The organism is Bradyrhizobium sp. 138 (assembly GCF_023074075.1).
GTDB lineage: Bacteria > Pseudomonadota > Alphaproteobacteria > Rhizobiales > Xanthobacteraceae > Bradyrhizobium.
This window is the reverse complement of record NZ_JADPKT010000020.1, coordinates 53,467-72,383: the sequence shown is the minus strand read 5'-3', so window position 1 is coordinate 72,383 and position 18,917 is coordinate 53,467. Positions and strand designations below refer to the sequence as shown.

Below are 18,917 nucleotides of genomic sequence, written 5' to 3'. Positions count from 1 at the left end.
CCAGGACGGGCCGGCTCAGGCGTGCGCGGCTTCCGCCACGAGCGCAGGGCGCTGCGGCACCTGACGCTGGCCGCCGCGCCCGAACAGCATCCGCCGTTCGAAGGCGGTCGACCGCATGATCGGATAGCGCTCGAACACTTTCTTGCGGAAGGTCGGGAAGTCCGCCGCCATCAAACCGAACGTCTTGGTGAGGCCCGGAACCAGCCGCGGCTCGGCGATGGTCTCGTGCAGAAACACCCGCCGGTAGAAGGCCTGATGCTCGGGACGCACGATGGCAAGGCCGAGATCGGCACTGAAATGCTCGCAGGCCATGTAGGCGAGACGGGTCGTCAGATAGGGCAATTCCGGAACCCGCTTGACCTGGTCGGGATCGGCGACGAAGCGGGTCGGGTCGATCATGACCTCGCCGCGATCGAGCCGCGGCAGCAGGACGTCCGGGAAGACGTCGGCCGAGGTGGATTCACGCCATTCCGACGTCAGCACGCTGATGCGCACCGAGCTGCAGAGCTCGCCATGGAGATAGACGCCGAAGGTCCATGCGTTCGGCAGCTCGTCGTAGCGGTCGGTGACCCGTGCGTCCGCCGAGGGCTTGACGGCGCCTTCCCGCAAATAGGCGCGGTAGCGGAGATTGTAGATCTCCTCCTTCTCCGCGACGGTTTCCGCAAGATGATAATCGACGTCGGTCAGAAGCTCCGCTCCTCGTCCAACAGCCGAAATGACAGATCTGGCTGAGGACTGCATTCCAACTCCTTACCCACACTCACGCCACGGCATCCGAAGCAGATTCCTGCAAGACAACTTCCTGCAAGACAACTTGCGCGGGCGTGATGATTTATTAACACCTCCTTAACAAGTATGCAAAGCAATCGAAGGGTTAGGGTTAACCCCGTAGCACTACGGTGGCCGTGCAACAGCCTGAAATGACGGGAGGTTTCCGAGAAGCGGACTTAAGCGAAGCCGACGACCTGAAGCTGGCCTTCGCTGCGCCGTCCATGCGAGGCGTTGAGCAGCTGGCGCATCCGCACGGCGGGCACCGGGCGGCTGAACAGATAGCCTTGCGCCTCGGAGACGGTGCCGTCGGCGCTGATCAGATCGAGCTGCTCGTTGGTCTCGATGCCCTCGACCACGACGGCCATGCCGAGATCGGCGGACAGCCGCGCCACGCCGCGCAGCAGCGTCAGCGGGCGGTCGGTGTCGATGCCTTCGAGGAAGGAGCGGTCGATCTTCACCTTCTGCATCGGGAAATTATGCAGATAGCTGAGGCTGGAATAGCCGGTGCCGAAATCGTCGAGCGAGATGCGCACGCCGAGCGCGTGCAATTGCGACAGGATGTCGTGGGTGAGCTGGGTGTTGCGCAGCAGCGAGGACTCGGTGATCTCGATCTCCAGCCGATGCGCCGGCAGGCCCGACACTTCGAGCGCGTAGCGGATTTCGCTCAGCACGTCGCGCTGGTGGAATTGCTGCGGCGAGAAGTTGACGGCGACGCTGACGCCCTCCGGCCACTTCATGCATTCCATGCAGGCGCGGCGCAGGATCCAGCGGCCGAGATCGACGATCAGGCCCATGTCCTCGGCGACCGGAATGATGTCGACCGGCGAGACCGTGCCGCGCACCGGATGATTCCAGCGCAGCAGTGCCTCGCAGGTGGTGATCTTGCCGGATTTCAGATTGACCAGCGGCTGATAGAACAGCTCGAACTCCTCGTTGGCGAGCGCCTTGCGCAGATCGAGCTCGAGAATGCGGCGCGCCTCGACGGTCGCCGCCATCTCGTCGCGGAAGAAGCAGAAGGTGCCGCGGCCGTCCGCCTTGGCGCGATACAGCGCCATGTCGGCGTTCTTGAGCAGCGTGTCGGCACTGGCGCCGTCCGGCGAGGTCAGCGCGATGCCGACGCTGGCGCCGATCTCGACCAGGTGATTGTCGATGCGGTAGCGCTCGCTCAGCCGCTCGACGATGCGGCGGGCAAGCGCGGCGGCGTCCTCGGGCGAAGAGATGTTCTGCTGGAACACGACGAACTCGTCGCCGCCGAAGCGGGCGACGAAATCCTCGGGGCGCAGCATCTCGCGCAGGCGGTTGGCGACGGCACACAGCAGCTGGTCGCCGCAGGGATGACCGAGCGTGTCGTTGACCTGCTTGAACTGGTCGAGGTCGACGAAGAGCAGCGCGGAGAGCCGCTCGGCATGATGCGAATTCTTCAGCAGCCGCTCGATCTCGTCGTGGAAGCTGACCCGGTTGGGCAGCGCCGTGAGCTCATCGTAACGGGCCAGATGGCTGATGCGGGCTTCCGCATTGGTGCGTTCGGTGATGTCTTCCAGCAGCAGCACTGTGCCGCCGCGGGTCATCGGCTGGAACGTCCACGCTAGCGTACGGCCGCGCGAGGAATCCGGATCGGCAGTGATGATCTCGCGGACCCGCCCATGCTCGATCTCGGCCAGGATCTGGTCACCGCTCTCCGCCGAGATCGACCCGGCGGAGACGCAGGCCGACGCGATATCGGCGGCCGTGGCGCCGCGCTTGACGAGGTCTTCTGGCAGGGCCATCAGCTCGCCGAAGCGGTGGTTCATCACCGCAAGGCGGCCATCGGCGCGAAACATGCACAGGCCGTGCGGCATGTTGTTGAGCGCGGTGTCGAACTGGCTCGCCAGCGCGGATTCGCGGAAGCTCGAGGTCAACGCCTTGACGAAGATCGCGTGCAGGCTGAGGTTGATGTTCTTGAGCCCGATGAAGAAGAACACGAGCAGGATGGCGAGACCGATGTGGTAGAATCCGCCGTGCAGCAGCAAGGCGAGCGACATCGGACCGCAGGCCAGCGCGACGTGCCACTGGATCACCCGGGGCTGTCCGTAATTGCGGGCGGCGCCGCCCGCGGTATAGCCGATGCCGATGGCGACACACAGCATGTCGGCGACCGGATCGTTGTCGTTGTAGATGACGACGAAGGCCCACACACCGAGCACCGCCGCGTAGCTCAGCGCGCCGATCCAGTAACGCGGCTCCAGGTGCTTGGCCTCTTCGAACGACAGCGCCTCGGTGCGGTTTTCATATCCGCGCATCTGGAATGCGCGCGCGGTGCCGATGGCGATCAGCAGGAACGCGAGCGGCCACAGCCAGACGTCGCCCGTCTTCAACGCAGTCATCACCGCGGCCACGGCCGCGGAGGCCGAGCCGAGGAAGATCGCCCAGAAATTCTGCACCATGGAGTTGATGAGAGCGGCGTAGAGTATCGGCTCCAGCTCGTCTCGATCACTCTGCTTCTGGTCGGCCAGTTGCATTGGCTTGTTACGCGTCCTGTTTGGCGCGTACTTTTACCCAGCCCAAGTGAAGTCTTTCTGAGGGAACATCGTTAAAGTCGAGTTGTTTTTCGGCAATGGCGAACCCGTTTCTGCTGAAATTTCAAGCAACTAGGCAAGCCCTGCCGGGCTCAAGGTGAAGGAAAGCTTGCTTTCCTCACCGAAGCCGAAAAAATCTGTGCATTTCTTTCGACAACATTGAACGCTGCGAGCGCGCGATCATTGGCCCGCGGTCGAGGACAATAGCGGCGACCATGCCGGGTCGGAGGCGAAGCCCGGCGTCGGCACCTTCAGCTCGTTGCGTCCCGAAATGTCGACGCTGTACAGCGAGGGTCCGCCGTTGCCGCCGGGATCGCGGAAGAACATCAGCACACGGCCGTTCGGCGAGAAGGTCGGGCCTTCATTGTGGAAGCCGGAGGTGAGCAGCCGCTCGCCGCTGCCGTCCGGCTTCATGACGCCGATCGCGAACTGTCCGCCGCCCTGCCTGGTGAAGGCGATGTAGTCGCCCTTCGGCGACCACACCGGCGTCGAATAGCTGGCGTTGGTGTCGTCCTTGGAGAAGGAGATCCGCTGCGCCTGCCCGCCGCCCGCGGCCATCACGTAGATCTGCGACCGGCCGCCGCGATCGGATTCGAAGCAGATGCGGGCGCCGTCCGGCGAGTAAGACGGGGACGTGTCGATCGCCGGCGTGTCGGTGAGGCGCGTGGTCGAGCGCGAGCGCAGATCCATCACGAACAGGTTGGAGTTGCCGCCCTGCTGCAGGCTCATGATGACGCGCTGGCCGTCCGGCGAGAACCTTGGAGCAAAGGTCATGCCCGGGAAGTTGCCGACGATCTCGCGCTGGCCGGTCTCGATGTTGAACAGATAGACCTTCGGATCGCCCTGGCCGAACTCCATGTAGGTGATCTCTTGCGAGTTCGGCGAGAAGCGCGGCGTCAGCACGAGGTCGGAGCCGCGGGTCAGGTAGCGCACGTTGGCGCCGTCCTGATCCATCATCGCGAGCCGCTTGACGCGGCGCTCCTTCGGGCCGGTCTCGTCGACGAACACCACGCGGCTGTCGAAATAGCCCTTCTCGCCGGTCATCCGCTCATAGATCTGGTCGGAGATGATGTGGGCGATGCGGCGCCAATATTCCGGCGAGGTGAAATATTGCTGACCGGCGAGCTGCTGGCCGTTGATTACGTCCCACAGGCGGAATTCGGCCTTGAGCCTGCCGTCCGGCTGCCGCGTCATGCGGCCGGTGACGAGGGCCTGGGCGTTGATGGTCTTCCAGTTCTGGAATTGCGGCGCAACGTCCATGTTGTTGATGCGCTCGATGAAGGCGGCCTGGTCGATCGGCGCGAACAGGCCCGAGCGCTTCAGGTTGTTGGTGATGACCTGCGTGACGCCGTTGCCGACATCGCCGTCGGACGGCGAGCCCGGCAGGAAATTGGTGATCGCGATCGGGATCGGCTGGAATTCGGTGGGATCGATGCGGAGGCGCGGCTGGCCCTGGGCAAAGGCACTGCCGCCCCCGAGCATCGCGAGTGTCGATCCGGTCAGGGTCATAAAGCGGCGGCGGTTCATCGATCGGACGTCATTCATTGCAAAATTCTTTTGTTCGGATGTCACAACATATCTTTCAGGCCGAAAGTCATCGGAATGAGCTTCCAGCTCTCGTACTGCTGCTTCGGCATGAACGAATAGACCTGACACTGCACGATGGCGCGCTTGGCGCTCTCCGCCACCGCTTGCGCGATCGACCGCGACGGTCCCCTCACCGCGACGACGATCGGCTCGGACGCCAGCGATCCATCGATCTTCATGGGAATGTCGATGTCGGCCTCGTACTGATCGGCATCCTGCCCGTTATAGGTGGGCGTGAAGCAGCGCTTGACCGCGCCCTGGAATGCACCACGCCACGTCGCGACGTTGTTGGCGGCAGTCCCGGTCGCCGCTCCCAACGCCGCTGACGCATTCAGCGCTGAGCCAGTGAGCTCGTGCCGGGTCGCAGCGCGCTTGTCGAGATCGCGCTGGATCTGCGCGGGATCGAAGCTGCGCTCCTTGGGCTTCGGCTGCTGCTGCGGCTGCACCGCCGCGACCTTCTGCTCCACCGGCTTGGGCGGCGGCTTCTTGGTGTCCAGCTTCTTCTGCAGCTCGGCGATCGGATCTTCCTTGGCCGGATCAGGCTTCTTTTCCTGCGGCTTCGGCTCTTCCTTCGGCTTGGCCTCGGCGACCGGCTTCGGCGGCTCGGGCTTCTTCTCGATCGGCTTTTCGACGGGCTTCGGCGGCGGCTCGGGCTGCGAATTGGTCTTGATCAGCTCTTTCTTCTCGGTGACCTTGCCGACGGCGTCGTCCTCGGGCTTGGGCTCCGCGATCTTCTCGACCTTGGGCTTCGGCTCTTCCTTCTTGCCGGTCTTCTGCCCCGCCATCATCTTGGCGAGCTGGTCGGTGGAGATGATGTCGACGGGAAGCGACTCTTCCGGTGCGACATAGGCCTTGCTGCTAAAGGTGACGAGCCCCCATCCCAGCACGAGGACGTGGAGGGCAATCGACGCAACGAGTGTCTTGTCGACGTTCACCTTCACGGCCTATCCCTGATCCGCTTCCGTGACGAGGGCGAGCTTCTTGAAGCCGGCGCCGGACAACAGGCCCATCACTTTGGCCACCGTGCCGTAATCCGCCTTCTTGTCGGCGCGCAGATAGATGCGCTCCTCGAGCCCGCCGCGCGCGTCCGTGATCGCCTTCAGCTTGGGCACCAGCTCGTTGATCGCGATCTCGGAATCGTTGATGAAGACCTTGCCCTTGATGTCGACCGACATCTGGATCGGCTTCTGGTCGTTGTTCTCGAGGCTCTTGGCCTGGGTCTGCGGCAGGTCGAGCGGCACGCCGACCGTCAGCATCGGCGCCGACACCATGAAGATGATGAGCAGCACCAGCATCACGTCGACCATCGGCGTGACGTTGATCTCGGCCACGACGGGTTTGCGCCGGCCTCGGCGCCCGCCGCCGCCGGACGAACTCGCAACGTTCATCGCCATGATCGCGTGCCCAAATTGCCCTTCACACTATACATGCCGTCCGTCAGCCCCGCTCGTCGATCTGACGCGACAGGATGGCGGAAAATTCATCGGCGAAGCCTTCGAGCCGCTGGGCCTGCCGGTTCACCTCGGAGGTGAACTTATTATAGAAAATAGTGGCAGGAATGGCGGCGATAAGGCCGACCGCGGTCGCAAACAGCGCCTCCGCGATGCCCGGCGCCACCACCGCCAGAGAGGTATTTTTCGACGCCGCGATCGACTGGAAGCTCGACATGATGCCCCAGACCGTGCCGAACAGGCCGACGAAGGGGCCGGCGGAGCCGACGGTGGCGAGCACCAGCAGGCGGCGTTCCAGCCGCTCGACCTCGCGCGCGATCGAGACGTTCATGACCTTGTCGATGCGCATCTGCAGGCCCGCGACCGAACGGGCATGGCTCTCGAACGAGCGTTTCCACTCGCGCATCGCCGCGACGAAACAGGCCGCCATGGAGTGCGTCGGCTTGGCCGAAAGCGTGCGATAGAGCTCCTCGATCGATTCACCGGACCAGAACGCCTGCTCGAAACGGTCCATCGAGCGGCGGGTGCGGGCGAACAGGAAGATCTTGTCGATGGCGATCGCCCAGACCCAGACCGAGCAAGCCAGCAGCCCCAGCATCACCGCTTTCACGATCCAGTGAGCCTGCCAGAACAGCGCAATCAGCGACACGTCCGCGGAAGCGGCAACCGGAAGGGCTGACTGAGCCACGTCGGCCGGATTCATAAGCAGTATCCTCTCAAGGCGATCGTTACCCGATGTGCCGGCCAGCAAATGGCTGCCGGTTCCCCGATGGCCGCGCTAGAACCGGCGCGGCCGGCAAGCCCGCTCAAAGCCTTGTCTTTCTGGGTGCAGGGGCTCGTCCAAAGCCGGCCGTCTGCATTCCCTGCCAAGATGTCAAAACTATGGGCCTTTGGCCCCGGGCCTTGACGGGCCTCGGCTTTACGCTTTGGGCGCGACTGTCCGCCCTTACCAGAGCCCGCCGTTGGTTAATGCGAGGTTACCAGGGGTGAATTTGGCTGCGGGAAAGGTAAGCGGCACAGGCGGTTGGAGGGGGCCGGTGTCCCGGGCGCGCCGCAACACCTCTTCGCGTTGCGGTGCAGAACCGGGATCCAACAGAAGCCGGCGGGCAACGCGGAGAGATGGACCCCGGCTCTGCAACGCATCGCCAAAGGGGCGCTGCGTTGCGTTCAGGGCACGAGAGTTCCGCGTGCACGGCGCGACCGAGGAACCACCCTTCTTCCGGAAAATTGTCCCGAAAATCACTTTCCGCGAGGGTCCTGCCATGACCATCAACCCCAAGACGACCGCCGCGATCGGCGATCACCCGCTCCACCCCATGCTCATCCCCTTCCCCGTCGCATGTCTGGTCGGCGCGCCCATCGCCGATCTGGCCTTCATTGGAACCGGCGACAATTTCTGGGCGAGAGCCGCGATGTGGCTGATCGGCGCCGGCATCGTCATGGCGCTCGTTGCGGCCGCGGCCGGCTTTACGGACTTCTTGAACGAGCCCCGCATCCGCCGCCTCAATGATGCCTGGTACCACATGGTCGGCAATCTCGCCGCGGTCGTGCTCGCCCTGGTCAATTTCTACCTCCGCTACGCGCAAGGCGCGGAGGCCGCGATCAAGCCGTGGGGCGTGGTGCTGTCGCTGATCGTGGTCGGCATTCTCCTGTTCACGGGGTGGAAGGGCTGGGAGATGGTCTACCGGTACCACGTTGCGGTGCTGGATGCGCCGGGCCAGACCAGCTCGGAGCCGGTCACGCCCGATCATGGCGGCGAGAGCCACCGCCGCGCCGCCTGAATCCAGCGCGCGTTGCCGAAGACCGATCTCGGCGACGCTAGCGGCGCCTTACGGGCGCCTCCGCCGGCGCAAGCTGAGCGCATACAGCCATCCGCCCGCCGCGATCAGCACGGGCAGGACGAAGAGTGCGAAATCGCGCAGTAGGATCATGGCGCCAGACCCGCTGCCGCAAATGAGACCGCGCGCCTGAGCGCGAAGGCGGCGAGGAAATAGAGGGCGCCGCTCAGAAAGAGGTGCCAGGCGCCACTTTCCACGAATTCCTGATAGGTCTTGACCTCGGTCGGCCAGCCATTGAGAAGCGCGATCGCGAGCGGCAGCGAGCAGCCGAACTGGTCGAACAGGTCCGAGGCACGCGCGAACAGCGCGATGCGTTGCCTGGTCTGCTTACATTCAGCGGTGGTCATGGTCGTACCCGTCGGCACAGGCGAAAAACGCCGTTGAGGCTTGGTCGGGCCTCATCGCGACCAGGTTCTAAGGGGCCCGGGTTTTTCTGACAGGCTACCCCGGACCACGGCGTCGCCGTTGCAGGCGCGTCATGCCGCCGAGGCCGGCTCGGGGCAATTGGTCAGCCGCGCTGGATTTCCAACCGCGGTGCAGCCGCCGGGAACGTCGGAGGTCACGACCGTGTCGGCGCCGATCCTGGCGAATTCGCCGATCCTTATATCGCCCAAAATGGTCGCGCCGGCGCCGATGAAGACGCCGCGACCGATGCGCGGCGAGCGCGCCGGCAGCTCACTGCTGCGGCCGATGCTGACATTCTGAAGGATGGTGATCTCATCGCCGATCACGGCATTGGCGCCGATCACGATGCCCGTGGCGTGGTCGAGATAGACGGACGAGCCGATGCTGGCCGCCGGATGAATGCTGACCTGCAACACGTTCGACGCCTCGTTCTGAAACAGTAGCGCTGCATCGCGATGATCATGACGCCAGAGCCAGTTCGAGACGCGCCAGGCTTGCAGCGCGACATAGCCCTTGAAATGCAGCAGCGGCGCCAACAGGCCGGCGATGGCCGGATCGCTGCGCGCGATGGCCTGCAGGTCGCGACCGGACGCTTCGATCAATTCCGGCGCGTGGCGAAAGGCGTCGCGCGAAAAGGCCGAGAAGCGCGTTTGCTCGGCGAGGCTGCCGCCAAGCCTGCGCCCGATGAGATCGGCCAGAGCCGCCGTAAAGCCGTCATGGGCGAGGACAGCTTCAGCGAGCGGCTTGCCGAAGACGGGATCGGATGCGACCGCAAGTCGCGCCTCGTCGCGTATCCTCTGCCAGAGGCTATCGCTCGTCGCGGTCACAGCTGCCGTCATCGCCGCCTCCGATGTTTTGGAGCTTCAAATATAGCCCGTGGGGACCCCGTTGCACCATGCCGTGAGCGGCACGACGCTACCTGAGCACCGCGCTGGAGCTCCCCGTGAGGCTACGTGGTTGCGTGCCGGGCATCCGCGACCATATATAGTCAGTCGAGTTTTCGGCCGATGCTGCTTTGGCCGGGGATGCCCAGGCAAAGCAGTTCGTTCAAACCCCCGCGGTGGTCCGCCATCCGCGGGTTTTTCGTACCCGGCGGCCCTCCGTGCTGCCGACGCGAATCCCGGATTCCCGTTACCTCTGAGGTCACGCCAAGACATGTCGCCTAACGCGCCCGCCGACGACCACCACGACGACATCATGTATCCCTCCGCCGTGCCGTTCGTGTTGGTCCATCTCGGCTGCTTTGCGGCGATCTGGTCAGGCATCACCTGGCCGGCGGTCGCGATCTGCGTCTCACTCTATTGCCTGCGGATGTTTGCGATCGGCGCCGGCTACCACCGCTACTTCTCGCATCGCGCGTTTGCGACCAGCCGGGTGTTTCAATTCATCCTGGCCTGCCTTGCGCAAAGCACCGCGCAGAAGAGCGTGTTGTGGTGGGCGGCCAAGCATCGACATCACCATCTGCATTCCGACACCGAACTGGATGTGCATTCGCCGCGTCAGCGCGGCTTCCTGTACAGCCATCTCGGCTGGATCTTTTACCGCGAGCACGACACGACCGATCTGGTGAAGGTCGGCGATCTCGCGGCCTATCCGGAATTGATGTGGCTGCATCGGCTCGAGCTTCTGCCGGCCACTGTACTTGCGGCGCTCTGCTTCCTGGTTGCGGGATGGTCGGGTCTGGTCGTCGGCTTCCTGTGGAGCACGGTGCTGCTCTATCACGCCACCTTCTGCATCAACTCGCTGGCCCATGTGCACGGCCGCAAGCGCTACGTGACGGGCGACGATTCCCGCAACAACTGGCTGCTGGCGTTGCTCACCCTCGGCGAAGGCTGGCACAACAATCACCACGCCTACCAGAGCAGCGTGCGCCAGGGCTTTCGCTGGTGGGAAGTCGACGTCACCTATTACGTCCTCAAAGTGCTGTCGTGGATCGGCGTCGTCTGGAACATGAAGGCGCCGCCCGAACAGGTGCTGCGCAACGAGCAGCCGCTCGGCGCCCGGGTCATCAATCGGGCAGCCCACCAGCTTGCCGGACGTTTCGATGCACAGGCCGTGGCGCACGCGATCTCATCTGCACTGCACCGGGCCGACCTGGCCCAGCTGCAACTGCCGACGCTGCACGAGATCCTCAATCGCGCGCATGACGGCGTCGACGCGCTGACCCATCTGCATCTGCCGAGGATCCCGACGCGCGAGGAGTTTCTCGCTGAGGCCAAGGCGATCTTCGCGCGAACGCGGTCGCTCAACGAGATCGTGGATCACGCCTACGAGCACTTCCTCGCTTCGGTGCGCGCGCAGCTCGTGACAGTGCGCTGACGAAGGCGATCCAGCCGTCGCTGCCTTAGCGAGGCGCGCCTCCCCAAAAACCAAACCGCCCGCCTGCTTGTTGCGCAGACGGGCGGCTCGGGGCCATCAGGACTTTGGGGGCATGCGCCTGAAGGCTTTGAGATGTGTCAGCCTTGAAGGTCAGCCCTGCTGCTGATCGGTCGGCGGCGGGGTCGGACGCGTCTTGTGCTGCGCCATGAACTGGTCGAACTCTTCCTTGTCCTTGGCGTGACGCAGACGATCGAGGAAGTTCCTGAACTCGACCTGCTCCTCCTCAAGGCGCCGCAGCGTCTCGGAGCGGTACTCGTCGAAGGCACGGTTGCCGGAGGACGGCGGGCCGAAGCCAAAGCCGAAGCCACTGCGCTCCATGCGGCCGCGCATGCGATCCATCTTGTACTGCATCCGCTCCATCTTGTTCTGCCAGCGATCCTGGTGGCTCCAGCACGACATTCTTCTGCTCCCGAGTGTGAAAAAGAGAAGGGCAAGTCCGATCGGCCACCAGATGATGAAGCCGAGGATGGTCACGGCGATCCAGCCAGGATGCCAGGGCGTATCGAGCATGCGAGGGCGCTCGTACTGTTGGTATTGGTCAGTGGGGCCGCGCCATCGATTGACATCAGCGGTGTAGGCCATTTCCATCTCCATCACGGCATCTGCGCCGTTGTGAATGTAAATAACATTTACATAGCTAGCCCATTCCGCGATTTTGTCAAGCCGGTCGCCTGACACGCCCGCGTGATCATTTGCGTAATTTTATTTCGGTTTGCCCCAGGGTCCACCTGGAGGCACGCCTGAACCGGAGGACGCTTCCGGTGGCACCGGCGGCGGCTCGGCGCTCTTGCCTGCGGGACGACGGTCGGTCGGGAAGCCGAGGCCGCGGAGATAGATCAGCACCTCGGCCTCCAACAGCTCGTCCGGCGACATCGGCAGTTTTCGCCGCGCGGCATCGCCGCGGGAGAACAGCGAGGCCACGCCATGCGCCATCGACCAGATGTGCAAGGCCATCATCATCGCCGGTGGCCGCGGCGTGCCTGGCGGCGTCAGGGCCGCGAGCCGCTCGGCTGCGGCGCGAATGATGTTGAATGCGCTTTCGCTGGCGGCCTGGAGTGCGGGATTGGCATCCACCGGCACGCCCGATTCGAACATCGCGTTGTAGAAGGCGGGTTCCTCGCGGGCGAAGGCCAGATAGGCCTTGCCGACACGCTCGAACGCGGTGACGGTGTCGGGGCGTCCGTCGTCCCAGGCCGCAGCCAGGCGCGACTCAAACTGCTCGAAGCCGCGCTGGGCGATCGAGGACAGCAGTTCGTCGCGGTCGCGGAAATGCCGATAGGGCGCCGCCGCGCTGACGCCGGCCATGCGTGCGGCATCGGCGAAGGTGAAGCCGGCCGCGCCCTTCTCGGCGATCAACCCGAGAGCGGCCTGCAACAGGGCCTCCTTCAGATTGCCGTGGTGATAGCCGCGCTCGGCGCGGCGCTGCTCCTTGCGCCAGCTCATGTGAACGACCTTTACATGAGCTGGGCGCGAAGGTCACTAGCGGGAATAGGGCGTGATTAACCCGTACTTCCACGGCTGACGCTGGGTCGGAGCGACGGCATCGCGCCCGGGATTGGCCTCTTCCGCAGCTACATCTGCGGAATCGGCAGCACGGGCATCACCTCGATCGCCTCGCCCGGGAAGATCGCAAAATGCGGATGGTTCTCGAACAGTTTTGCAGCCGCCTCCTGCGAGGCCGCGCGGACCACCGTGAAGCCGGTCAGCGCGTTGCTGATCTCGGTGATGCCATTCGCGTCGATCCTGCGGGTCTTGCCGAGTGGGCCGCCGATCTCGACGATGACGTCCTTATGCTTCTCGACCCAGCCGTGCCAGGCGGCCATGCCCTCCTGCTCCTTTGCTTTCCGTTCAGCCTCGGGCAGCGCATGCCAAGCCTTCATCTTCTGGCCGCTCACGCTGCCGAGATAGACGGCGAGGAATTTGTGTTCGGTGCTCATCGCTCTCTCCGTTGTTGATTGATTGACGCTAGCTGCGAATTTTCCGGCGGCCGGCTACTTCTTCAGATCGTCGAATCCGGCTGCGACCTCTTGCACGTCAGGCGGAAAGTCGGCCATCTCCTGCACCTGCCGGATCTCGATGATTTCGTTCGGCGAGGCCGGGCACTGCTTTGCCCAGGCAATCGCCTCGGCGCGCGAGGCCACCTCGATCATCCAATACCCGCCCAGGACTTCCTTGGCCTCGGCGAATGGGCCGTCGGTGACAATGGGTTCGCCGGTCGCAAACGAAACCCGTGCACCCATCGACGGCGGATGCAGGCCGTCGAGCGTGATCAACACGCCCGCATCCTTCAGCGCCTCGTTGTAGCGCATCATCGCCGCGACACGTTCGGGATCGAGCTGAACGTCCGGCGGCGCGCTCTCGTAGCCGAGCGGGATCATCAGCATCATGAATCGCATGGGAGCTCCTCGTTACTCGCTGTCATTCCGGGGCGCGACGAAGTCCGTGAGAGTTCCCCCGGGGATGCGATCAGCCGGCCCGCGTTCTCCTCCAAGACGAATGACCTCTCGCCAAACCGACAGCGGCGCCTAGAAATATTTGGGGGCCGCCAAAGCGACGGCGGCGGAGGCATTCGGGGTCCGGTCGGGCTCGATAGGTTCGGCTCGAGGCTTTCTTGTCGGAACGAAACCGAAGTAAAAGGGCTCCGGCGCTCACGCGCGCCGCCCCCTCTTCGGACACAGGACCGATCAGACAATGCCGCCAGCTCCGCAAAAAGCCGCCCTCGTCACCGGAGCCGCGCGCGGCATCGGGCTTGCGACCGCGAAGAAGTTTTTGGCCGAAGGATGGCGCGTGGCGCTGCTCGACATCGAGGGCGAGTTGCTCGGCCGGGCGGTCGCCGACATCGACCAAAGCGCGGCGACGCTGGCGCTGACCTGCGACGTTTCGGACCCAGCCGCCGTGAGCGCTGCGATGACGGCGATCGAGCGGCGGTTCGGCCGGCTCGATGCGCTCGTCAACAATGCCGGCATCGCGGTGTTCGCGCCGCTGATGGAGACGTCGGAGACCGATTGGCGGCGCGTGCTCGAGGTCAACCTCACCGGCCCGTTCCTCTGCACCAAGGCGGCGGTGCCCTTGATGCGCGAGGCCAATGGCGGCGCCATCGTCAACATCACCTCGATCTCGGCGGTGCGCGCCTCGACGCTGCGCTCGGCCTACGGCACCAGCAAGGCGGGGCTGGCGCACCTCACCAAGCAGCTTGCGGTCGAGCTCGCCTCGCTCGGCATCCGCGTCAACGCGGTCGCGCCGGGGCCGGTCGACACGGCGATGGCGAAGCAGGTGCACACCAAGGAGATCCGCGCCGACTATCACGACGCGATTCCGCTCAACCGCTACGGCCTCGAGGAGGAGCTTGCGGAAGCGATCTACTTCCTGTGCTCGGCGAATGCGAGCTACATCACCGGACAGATTTTGGCCGTCGACGGCGGTTTCGATGCGGCAGGCATCGGCCTGCCGACGCTGCGCGGTCAACGCCGCAACGGGTAGGTACGAAATTGTAGGGTGGGCAAAGGCGCGTGCGCGCCGTGCCCACCACTTCTTCCGGATTTGCGGTGACTACGGTGGGCACGCTGCGCTTTGCCCACCCTACGAAAATCGAATCGGTGGAGGCTTCATGCGACGCATCTCATTGCTCAAAGCCGCGATGCTTGCATGCGCACTGCTCGCCGTCACGCCAGCAGCCGCCGAAATCCGGATCATCCAGTCTCCGGGCGGGCAGGTCGGGCCGTTCCTCGATTTGTTCGAAAAGGTGCGCGAGAGCGGCGAGCGCGTGGTGATCGACGGCCCTTGCCTGTCTGCCTGCACGTTGGTGCTGAGCATCGTGCCGGGCGAGCGCATCTGCGTCACCAAGCGCGCCGTGCTCGGCTTCCATGCGGCCCGTTCGGTGGACCGGCGCGGTCGCTTCTATGCCGAGCCGGAAGCATCGGTCACGGTGCTTGCGGCCTATCCCGGCCCGGTACGCGACTGGATCAGCCGCCGTGGCGGCCTCACCGCGCGGTTGCTCTTGCTCAAGGGCCGTGATCTCGCTGCGATCTATCCGCGCTGCCGCTGACGAATTTGGCAGCCGCCACTCATGTAACGCGAACGAGTGATGTGAACGCGTCACTCCAAAGGCATTTGGGCATTTGGCGTGGCAGGCCCAGGCCATAAGGCAGGTTCCCTGGTGCTCGCACCACGCGCGCACCGGGGCCCTGCGCCATCACGCCAAGGCTGCCTTCAATGCGATGGCTGCCTTCAGTAGAGAGTCTGGATCACCGGCACCAGCTTGATGCTGGCGCAGATAAGCATCCCCCAAAGGGCAAAATTGATCTGCAGCGCCGCCGCCATCGGTCGCTCCCCTTACAAGTGACGTCCACCCCAGTTTGTAGATTTTATGAATCACCAATAACGATTCTGACGTGCAGATTACAGCCCAATATTGCGCCAATTGTTGTGCGTTGCGATCCGCACAGTTTCACGATGCGGCCTCACTGATTGCGCAAAGTGATGCGAATCGTAACGTTCGTCTCGGCCATGCCGGCCAAACTTTGTTTGCCTTAAGTTCCATTTGTCCATGCGATGCGCGTTTCCAACGCGGCGCTTGCGTATCGCGCACCGAACTTTGGGTCCGGCATGATACGACACGCCTTCGTCTTGCTCGCTTTTTGCGCAGCGCTCATGGGATGCGCAGTCGCGCAGGAGCGTCGTCCGATCGCTTGGGATGGCCTCGGCCAAGATCCCAACAAAAGCTCGAACCGCCCTCCTATCGCGAAGCGGCGCGCAACGCCCCCGGCGCAAGTGGCGGGCGATCCCAATCAGGAGCGGGAACGCGTGCTCGGCACCTTGCGGCCCTACTCCGAGGCCTGGTGGGCGGTACATGACGAGATCGAAGCGGAGAACGACAAGCGGCTCGGCACCAAGCTCGTGATCTGCCCCAGCTGTGTGCAATCGCCGCCGCCCGATGCGGAGGTGACCGGATCGGTCCAGTGAGCGCGCTCACGACTGATCCGGACATGACGCATTGAACCGATGCGTCCCCTCTCCAGCAAAATGGAGAGGGGACTGCAGGTCAACTAATCATGCGCGCGATCGCACGCTTCACATTCCTTCCGCCGGGCAGTTCACCATCCAGGGAATGCCGAACTTGTCGACGCACATGCCAAAGCCCTTGGCCCAGAACGTCTTGCTGAACGGCATGGTGACGGCGCCGCCTTCGGCGAGCGCGTTGAACTTGCGCTCGCCATCGGCGGGATCCTTGACCGTGAGCGAGACCGAGAAGCCCTGCGGCTTGTGAAAATGCTCGGGCGGAGCGTCGGAAGCCATCAGCACGCTGCCGTCGGGCAACGTCATCCGCGCGTGCATGATCGTCTTTTCGCGCCCTGGCGTGGCGGGCATCTCCGGCGGTGCGTCCGAGGCGCGCAACATCGCATCGATCTTGCCGCCGAGAACCTTGACGTAATAGTTGAACGCCGCTTCGCAATTGTCCTGATAGAACAGATAGGGATTGAGCATCGTTTCTCTCCTTTTCGCTGGTCGTGAGGCTTATTGCTTCTCGGTAAGCTTCTTCAGGCTGGCGAGGCCAGCCTCGAAATCCTTGCCGATCATGCTGTCCATGTTGATGAATACCTGCATCACTTTGGACAGGAACGGGGCCGGACCATACATCGCCCATGTGATCAGTGTGGCATCGCCTTGCGGCACAAAGGTGAACTCGGCGGTGTTGTGGCCCTCGAACGGCCGCTCGAAATCGAGCTTGATCCGAAGCTTCGAGGGTCCGCTCGCCTCCAGGATCTCCATGTGGCCGGCCCCGACATTGTTGTTCCCGTCCCAGGCATAGGTCGCGCCCTTGCCTTCAGCGGTTCCACCGAAAGTCCGCTTCATGGCGGGGTCGCGGTTCTCATAGGGCGACCAGGCGGTCCAGCGGCGAAAATCGGCGACGATCGGATAGATCGCCTCCGCCGGCGCTTTCACGGCGAGACTGCGCTCGACGCGGAAGGTGTCGGGTTTTGTCAGGGCAAAGACGAGAACACCGGCCAGGCCGACGGCGAACACGACGGCGATGGCGGCAATGGCTTTCAGCATGAGGGGCTCCGTGGATACGGGCTTAGGACGAACGGGAGTGGCCCCGGTCGACAAGACGACGGGAAATTTTTGGCAGACTGCCGGCCCCCACGTCATGGCCGGGCATGACGGTGGAAAATGGTCTCGCGTGTCACTTCGCCTTCGCGCTTTCCTTCTTCGGCTGGCTGTCACGGATCAGGCGGTCGAGATGCATGCGGATGTGCGCGGCTTCGGCCGAGGTGTTGGCCAGGGCAATGGCGCGATCGAAGGCGATGCGGGCTTCGTCGTTGCGGCCGAGCTGCATCAGGAAGGCGCCGCGCACGCCGTAGAAATGGAAGTAGTTGGCGAGCTTCGGCGCCAAGGGCTCGATCAATTCGAGCGCGGCTTGCGGCCCGCGCACCTTGGAGACCGCGACGGCGCGGTTGAGCGTCACCACCGGCGAGGGCTGCACAACTTCGAGCGCGCCGTAGAGCAGGTCGATCTGCGCCCAATCGGTCTCCTCCGGCGTCGCCGCGCGGGCATGCAGCGCGGCGATCGCGGCCTGGATCTGATAGGGCCCGCTGCGGCGGTGGCGCATCGCCTTGTCGATCAGCGCAAGCCCTTCCGCAATCATGGTGCCGTTCCACAGCGAGCGGTCCTGGTCGTCGAGCAGGATCAGCGAGCCGTCCGCGGCAAAGCGCGCGGCGCTGCGCGCATGTTGCAGCAGGATCAGCGCCGTGAGCCCCATGATCTCCGGCTCGCTCGGAAACAGCCGCAGCAGCAGGCGCCCCAGCCGGATCGCCTCCTCGCAGAGCGGCTTGCGGATCTCCGCGGTGTCGCCGCTCGCCGAATAGCCCTCGTTGAAGATCAAATAGATCATCGCCGCGACACCGGCGAGCCGCTCGGAGCGCTCGACCGCGCCGGGCGCTTCGAACGGCGTCCCCGCCTCCGCGACCTTCGCCTTGGCGCGGGTGATGCGCTGCTCCATCGCCGCGTCCGAGACCAGGAAGGCGCGCGCGATCTGCTTCACGGTCAGGCCCGAGACGATGCGCAGCGCGAGCGCGATCTGCTGCGTCGCCGGCAATTGCGGATGGCAGCAGATGAACATCAAGCGCAAAATGTCGTCGCGGTAGTGCGAGCCGTCGAGCCGCTCGGCCAGCGCGCCCTCGGCGTCGTCGAGATCGGAGATCGCCTGATCGTCCTCCGGCAGCGGCTGCTGCTTGCGGGTCCGGCGCACCTCGTCGATGGCGGCATTGCGGCCGACCATGATCAGCCAGGCCGCAGGATCGCGCGGTGGCCCGTTCTGCGGCCAGGACTTGAGCGCGCGCAGGGACGCATTCTGGAACGCCTCCTCGGCAGTGTCGAGATCGCGGAAATAGCGCAGCAGCGCGCCGACCGCCTGGGGTCGCGCCGAGGTCAGCGCGGTCTCGATCCAGGCGGTGTCGGCCTCGTTCACGACAAGTTTCCTCCGGGCCGGAACACGCCGACGGGACGCACCTCATAGGCGCCGCCGGGATTGGCCGCGCCGAGGTCGCGGGCGACGTCGAGCGCTTCGTCGAGATTCTTGCAATCGACGATGTAGAAGCCGAGCAGCTGCTCCTTGGTTTCGGCATAGGGACCGTCGAGCACCAGCGGCGGATCTTCCTTGCGCAAGGTCGCAGCCGCCGTGGTCGGCAGCAGCCGTGCCACCGGCCCGAGCCGGCCTTGGCTCGTGAGCTTCTCCTGCACCACGGCGAGCTTCTTCATCACGGCCTCGTCCTGCTCCTTGCTCCAGGAGCCGACGAAGTCCTCATCGTGATAGCAAAGGATGGCATAAAGCATAGGCGACACTTTCCTCGTCTGTTCTAAAGACGCGCCAATATGCCCCGCCCCGACAGGACTGCGGAAAAAATTTGCAAGAAAAATCCGACAGATCGTGC

The 18,917-nt window shown here is 64.3% G+C and carries 21 protein-coding genes; 5 read left to right on the top strand and 16 right to left on the bottom strand.

Annotated features, from left to right (window positions below; translation table 11 throughout):
- Window positions 1-15: 15 nt before the first annotated feature.
- The 6 genes from IVA79_RS10900 to tolQ form a co-directional block, all read right to left on the bottom strand.
- Window positions 16-741: a hypothetical protein gene (locus IVA79_RS10900; RefSeq protein WP_247552695.1), complete on the bottom strand. Its 726-nt coding sequence runs from the start codon at window positions 739-741 to the stop codon at window positions 16-18.
- Window positions 742-947: 206 nt separating this feature from the next.
- Complete coding sequence (locus tag IVA79_RS10895; RefSeq protein ID WP_247552693.1) at window positions 948-3,269, bottom strand: EAL domain-containing protein; 2,322 nt, start codon at window positions 3,267-3,269, stop codon at window positions 948-950.
- Between the two features lie 237 nt (window positions 3,270-3,506).
- Window positions 3,507-4,853, bottom strand: a complete 1,347-nt coding sequence (tolB, locus tag IVA79_RS10890) for a Tol-Pal system beta propeller repeat protein TolB (protein WP_247553006.1) — start codon at window positions 4,851-4,853, stop codon at window positions 3,507-3,509.
- Window positions 4,854-4,894: 41 nt separating this feature from the next.
- A complete protein-coding gene (locus IVA79_RS10885) occupies window positions 4,895-5,854 on the bottom strand; it encodes a protein TolA (protein WP_247552691.1) in 960 nt (319 codons plus the stop codon).
- A gap of 3 nt (window positions 5,855-5,857) precedes the next feature.
- Complete coding sequence (gene tolR, locus IVA79_RS10880; RefSeq protein ID WP_220008967.1) at window positions 5,858-6,307, bottom strand: protein TolR; 450 nt, start codon at window positions 6,305-6,307, stop codon at window positions 5,858-5,860.
- Window positions 6,308-6,350: 43 nt separating this feature from the next.
- Complete coding sequence (gene tolQ, locus IVA79_RS10875) at window positions 6,351-7,067, bottom strand: protein TolQ (protein ID WP_028138400.1); 717 nt, start codon at window positions 7,065-7,067, stop codon at window positions 6,351-6,353.
- Between the two features lie 559 nt (window positions 7,068-7,626).
- Here tolQ and IVA79_RS10870 point away from each other — a divergent pair.
- On the top strand, window positions 7,627-8,145 hold the full coding sequence (locus tag IVA79_RS10870) for a DUF2231 domain-containing protein (RefSeq protein WP_247552688.1): 519 nt from the start codon (window positions 7,627-7,629) through the stop codon (window positions 8,143-8,145).
- Window positions 8,146-8,291: 146 nt separating this feature from the next.
- On the opposite strand, the gene IVA79_RS10865 is transcribed toward IVA79_RS10870, so the two are convergent.
- Together IVA79_RS10865 and IVA79_RS10860 are read right to left on the bottom strand one after the other, a co-directional pair.
- On the bottom strand, window positions 8,292-8,549 hold the full coding sequence (locus IVA79_RS10865; RefSeq protein WP_247552686.1) for a hypothetical protein: 258 nt from the start codon (window positions 8,547-8,549) through the stop codon (window positions 8,292-8,294).
- A 129-nt stretch (window positions 8,550-8,678) separates the two neighbouring features.
- Window positions 8,679-9,446, bottom strand: a complete 768-nt coding sequence (locus tag IVA79_RS10860) for a serine acetyltransferase (protein WP_247552684.1) — start codon at window positions 9,444-9,446, stop codon at window positions 8,679-8,681.
- Between the two features lie 316 nt (window positions 9,447-9,762).
- Between IVA79_RS10860 and IVA79_RS10855 the strand changes: the two genes are divergently transcribed.
- Window positions 9,763-10,926, top strand: a complete 1,164-nt coding sequence (locus tag IVA79_RS10855) for an acyl-CoA desaturase (RefSeq protein WP_247552682.1) — start codon at window positions 9,763-9,765, stop codon at window positions 10,924-10,926.
- Between the two features lie 150 nt (window positions 10,927-11,076).
- Here IVA79_RS10855 and IVA79_RS10850 read toward each other — a convergent pair whose 3' ends face one another.
- From IVA79_RS10850 to IVA79_RS10835, 4 genes are all read right to left on the bottom strand, one after another.
- Window positions 11,077-11,568 carry a DUF2852 domain-containing protein gene (locus IVA79_RS10850; RefSeq protein WP_247553004.1) on the bottom strand — a complete coding sequence of 164 codons (492 nt, stop codon included), beginning with the start codon at window positions 11,566-11,568 and terminating at the stop codon, window positions 11,077-11,079.
- Between the two features lie 120 nt (window positions 11,569-11,688).
- Window positions 11,689-12,429, bottom strand: coding sequence for a TetR/AcrR family transcriptional regulator (locus IVA79_RS10845; RefSeq protein WP_247552680.1), 741 nt, complete (start codon window positions 12,427-12,429; stop codon window positions 11,689-11,691).
- A 128-nt stretch (window positions 12,430-12,557) separates the two neighbouring features.
- Window positions 12,558-12,923: a hypothetical protein gene (locus tag IVA79_RS10840; RefSeq protein WP_247552678.1), complete on the bottom strand. Its 366-nt coding sequence runs from the start codon at window positions 12,921-12,923 to the stop codon at window positions 12,558-12,560.
- Window positions 12,924-12,977: 54 nt separating this feature from the next.
- A complete protein-coding gene (locus tag IVA79_RS10835) occupies window positions 12,978-13,382 on the bottom strand; it encodes a YciI family protein (RefSeq protein WP_247552676.1) in 405 nt (134 codons plus the stop codon).
- Window positions 13,383-13,677: 295 nt separating this feature from the next.
- Between IVA79_RS10835 and IVA79_RS10830 the strand changes: the two genes are divergently transcribed.
- From IVA79_RS10830 to IVA79_RS10820, 3 genes are all read left to right on the top strand, one after another.
- The gene (locus IVA79_RS10830; RefSeq protein WP_247552674.1) at window positions 13,678-14,466 is read left to right on the top strand and encodes an SDR family oxidoreductase; all 789 of its coding nucleotides are present in this window, start codon (window positions 13,678-13,680) and stop codon (window positions 14,464-14,466) included.
- 127 nt (window positions 14,467-14,593) lie between these two features.
- Entirely contained in the window at window positions 14,594-15,031 is a 438-nt protein-coding gene (locus IVA79_RS10825; protein WP_247552672.1) for a hypothetical protein, read from the top strand.
- A gap of 560 nt (window positions 15,032-15,591) precedes the next feature.
- Window positions 15,592-15,948, top strand: coding sequence for a hypothetical protein (locus IVA79_RS10820; protein WP_247553002.1), 357 nt, complete (start codon window positions 15,592-15,594; stop codon window positions 15,946-15,948).
- 108 nt (window positions 15,949-16,056) lie between these two features.
- On the opposite strand, the gene IVA79_RS10815 is transcribed toward IVA79_RS10820, so the two are convergent.
- The 4 genes from IVA79_RS10815 to IVA79_RS10800 form a co-directional block, all read right to left on the bottom strand.
- Window positions 16,057-16,470, bottom strand: a complete 414-nt coding sequence (locus IVA79_RS10815; RefSeq protein WP_247552669.1) for a VOC family protein — start codon at window positions 16,468-16,470, stop codon at window positions 16,057-16,059.
- Between the two features lie 30 nt (window positions 16,471-16,500).
- Window positions 16,501-17,040, bottom strand: a complete 540-nt coding sequence (locus IVA79_RS10810) for an SRPBCC family protein (protein ID WP_247552667.1) — start codon at window positions 17,038-17,040, stop codon at window positions 16,501-16,503.
- Window positions 17,041-17,170: 130 nt separating this feature from the next.
- Entirely contained in the window at window positions 17,171-18,454 is a 1,284-nt protein-coding gene (locus IVA79_RS10805; protein ID WP_247552665.1) for an RNA polymerase sigma factor, read from the bottom strand.
- A complete protein-coding gene (locus tag IVA79_RS10800; RefSeq protein ID WP_247552663.1) occupies window positions 18,451-18,819 on the bottom strand; it encodes a YciI family protein in 369 nt (122 codons plus the stop codon). Before IVA79_RS10800 ends, IVA79_RS10805 begins: the two co-directional genes overlap by 4 nt.
- Window positions 18,820-18,917: the final 98 nt, after the last annotated feature.

What these genes read in the sequence shown, in the direction of transcription:
- tolR (WP_220008967.1), bottom strand. Translation starts at nt 6,307, where the DNA reads ATGGCGATGAACGTTGCGAGTTCGTCCGGCGGCGGCGGGCGCCGAGGC.
- IVA79_RS10865 (WP_247552686.1), bottom strand. Translation starts at nt 8,549, where the DNA reads ATGACCACCGCTGAATGTAAGCAGACCAGGCAACGCATCGCGCTGTTC.
- tolQ (WP_028138400.1), bottom strand. Translation starts at nt 7,067, where the DNA reads ATGAATCCGGCCGACGTGGCTCAGTCAGCCCTTCCGGTTGCCGCTTCC.
- IVA79_RS10840 (WP_247552678.1), bottom strand. Translation starts at nt 12,923, where the DNA reads ATGAGCACCGAACACAAATTCCTCGCCGTCTATCTCGGCAGCGTGAGC.
- IVA79_RS10870 (WP_247552688.1), top strand. Translation starts at nt 7,627, where the DNA reads ATGACCATCAACCCCAAGACGACCGCCGCGATCGGCGATCACCCGCTC.
- IVA79_RS10900 (WP_247552695.1), bottom strand. Translation starts at nt 741, where the DNA reads ATGCAGTCCTCAGCCAGATCTGTCATTTCGGCTGTTGGACGAGGAGCG.
- IVA79_RS10815 (WP_247552669.1), bottom strand. Translation starts at nt 16,470, where the DNA reads ATGCTCAATCCCTATCTGTTCTATCAGGACAATTGCGAAGCGGCGTTC.
- IVA79_RS10850 (WP_247553004.1), bottom strand. Translation starts at nt 11,568, where the DNA reads ATGGCCTACACCGCTGATGTCAATCGATGGCGCGGCCCCACTGACCAA.
- IVA79_RS10800 (WP_247552663.1), bottom strand. Translation starts at nt 18,819, where the DNA reads ATGCTTTATGCCATCCTTTGCTATCACGATGAGGACTTCGTCGGCTCC.
- IVA79_RS10810 (WP_247552667.1), bottom strand. Translation starts at nt 17,040, where the DNA reads ATGCTGAAAGCCATTGCCGCCATCGCCGTCGTGTTCGCCGTCGGCCTG.
- IVA79_RS10830 (WP_247552674.1), top strand. Translation starts at nt 13,678, where the DNA reads ATGCCGCCAGCTCCGCAAAAAGCCGCCCTCGTCACCGGAGCCGCGCGC.
- IVA79_RS10825 (WP_247552672.1), top strand. Translation starts at nt 14,594, where the DNA reads ATGCGACGCATCTCATTGCTCAAAGCCGCGATGCTTGCATGCGCACTG.
- IVA79_RS10860 (WP_247552684.1), bottom strand. Translation starts at nt 9,446, where the DNA reads ATGACGGCAGCTGTGACCGCGACGAGCGATAGCCTCTGGCAGAGGATA.
- IVA79_RS10895 (WP_247552693.1), bottom strand. Translation starts at nt 3,269, where the DNA reads ATGCAACTGGCCGACCAGAAGCAGAGTGATCGAGACGAGCTGGAGCCG.
- tolB (WP_247553006.1), bottom strand. Translation starts at nt 4,853, where the DNA reads ATGAACCGCCGCCGCTTTATGACCCTGACCGGATCGACACTCGCGATG.
- IVA79_RS10820 (WP_247553002.1), top strand. Translation starts at nt 15,592, where the DNA reads ATGATACGACACGCCTTCGTCTTGCTCGCTTTTTGCGCAGCGCTCATG.
- IVA79_RS10835 (WP_247552676.1), bottom strand. Translation starts at nt 13,382, where the DNA reads ATGCGATTCATGATGCTGATGATCCCGCTCGGCTACGAGAGCGCGCCG.
- IVA79_RS10855 (WP_247552682.1), top strand. Translation starts at nt 9,763, where the DNA reads ATGTCGCCTAACGCGCCCGCCGACGACCACCACGACGACATCATGTAT.
- IVA79_RS10845 (WP_247552680.1), bottom strand. Translation starts at nt 12,429, where the DNA reads ATGAGCTGGCGCAAGGAGCAGCGCCGCGCCGAGCGCGGCTATCACCAC.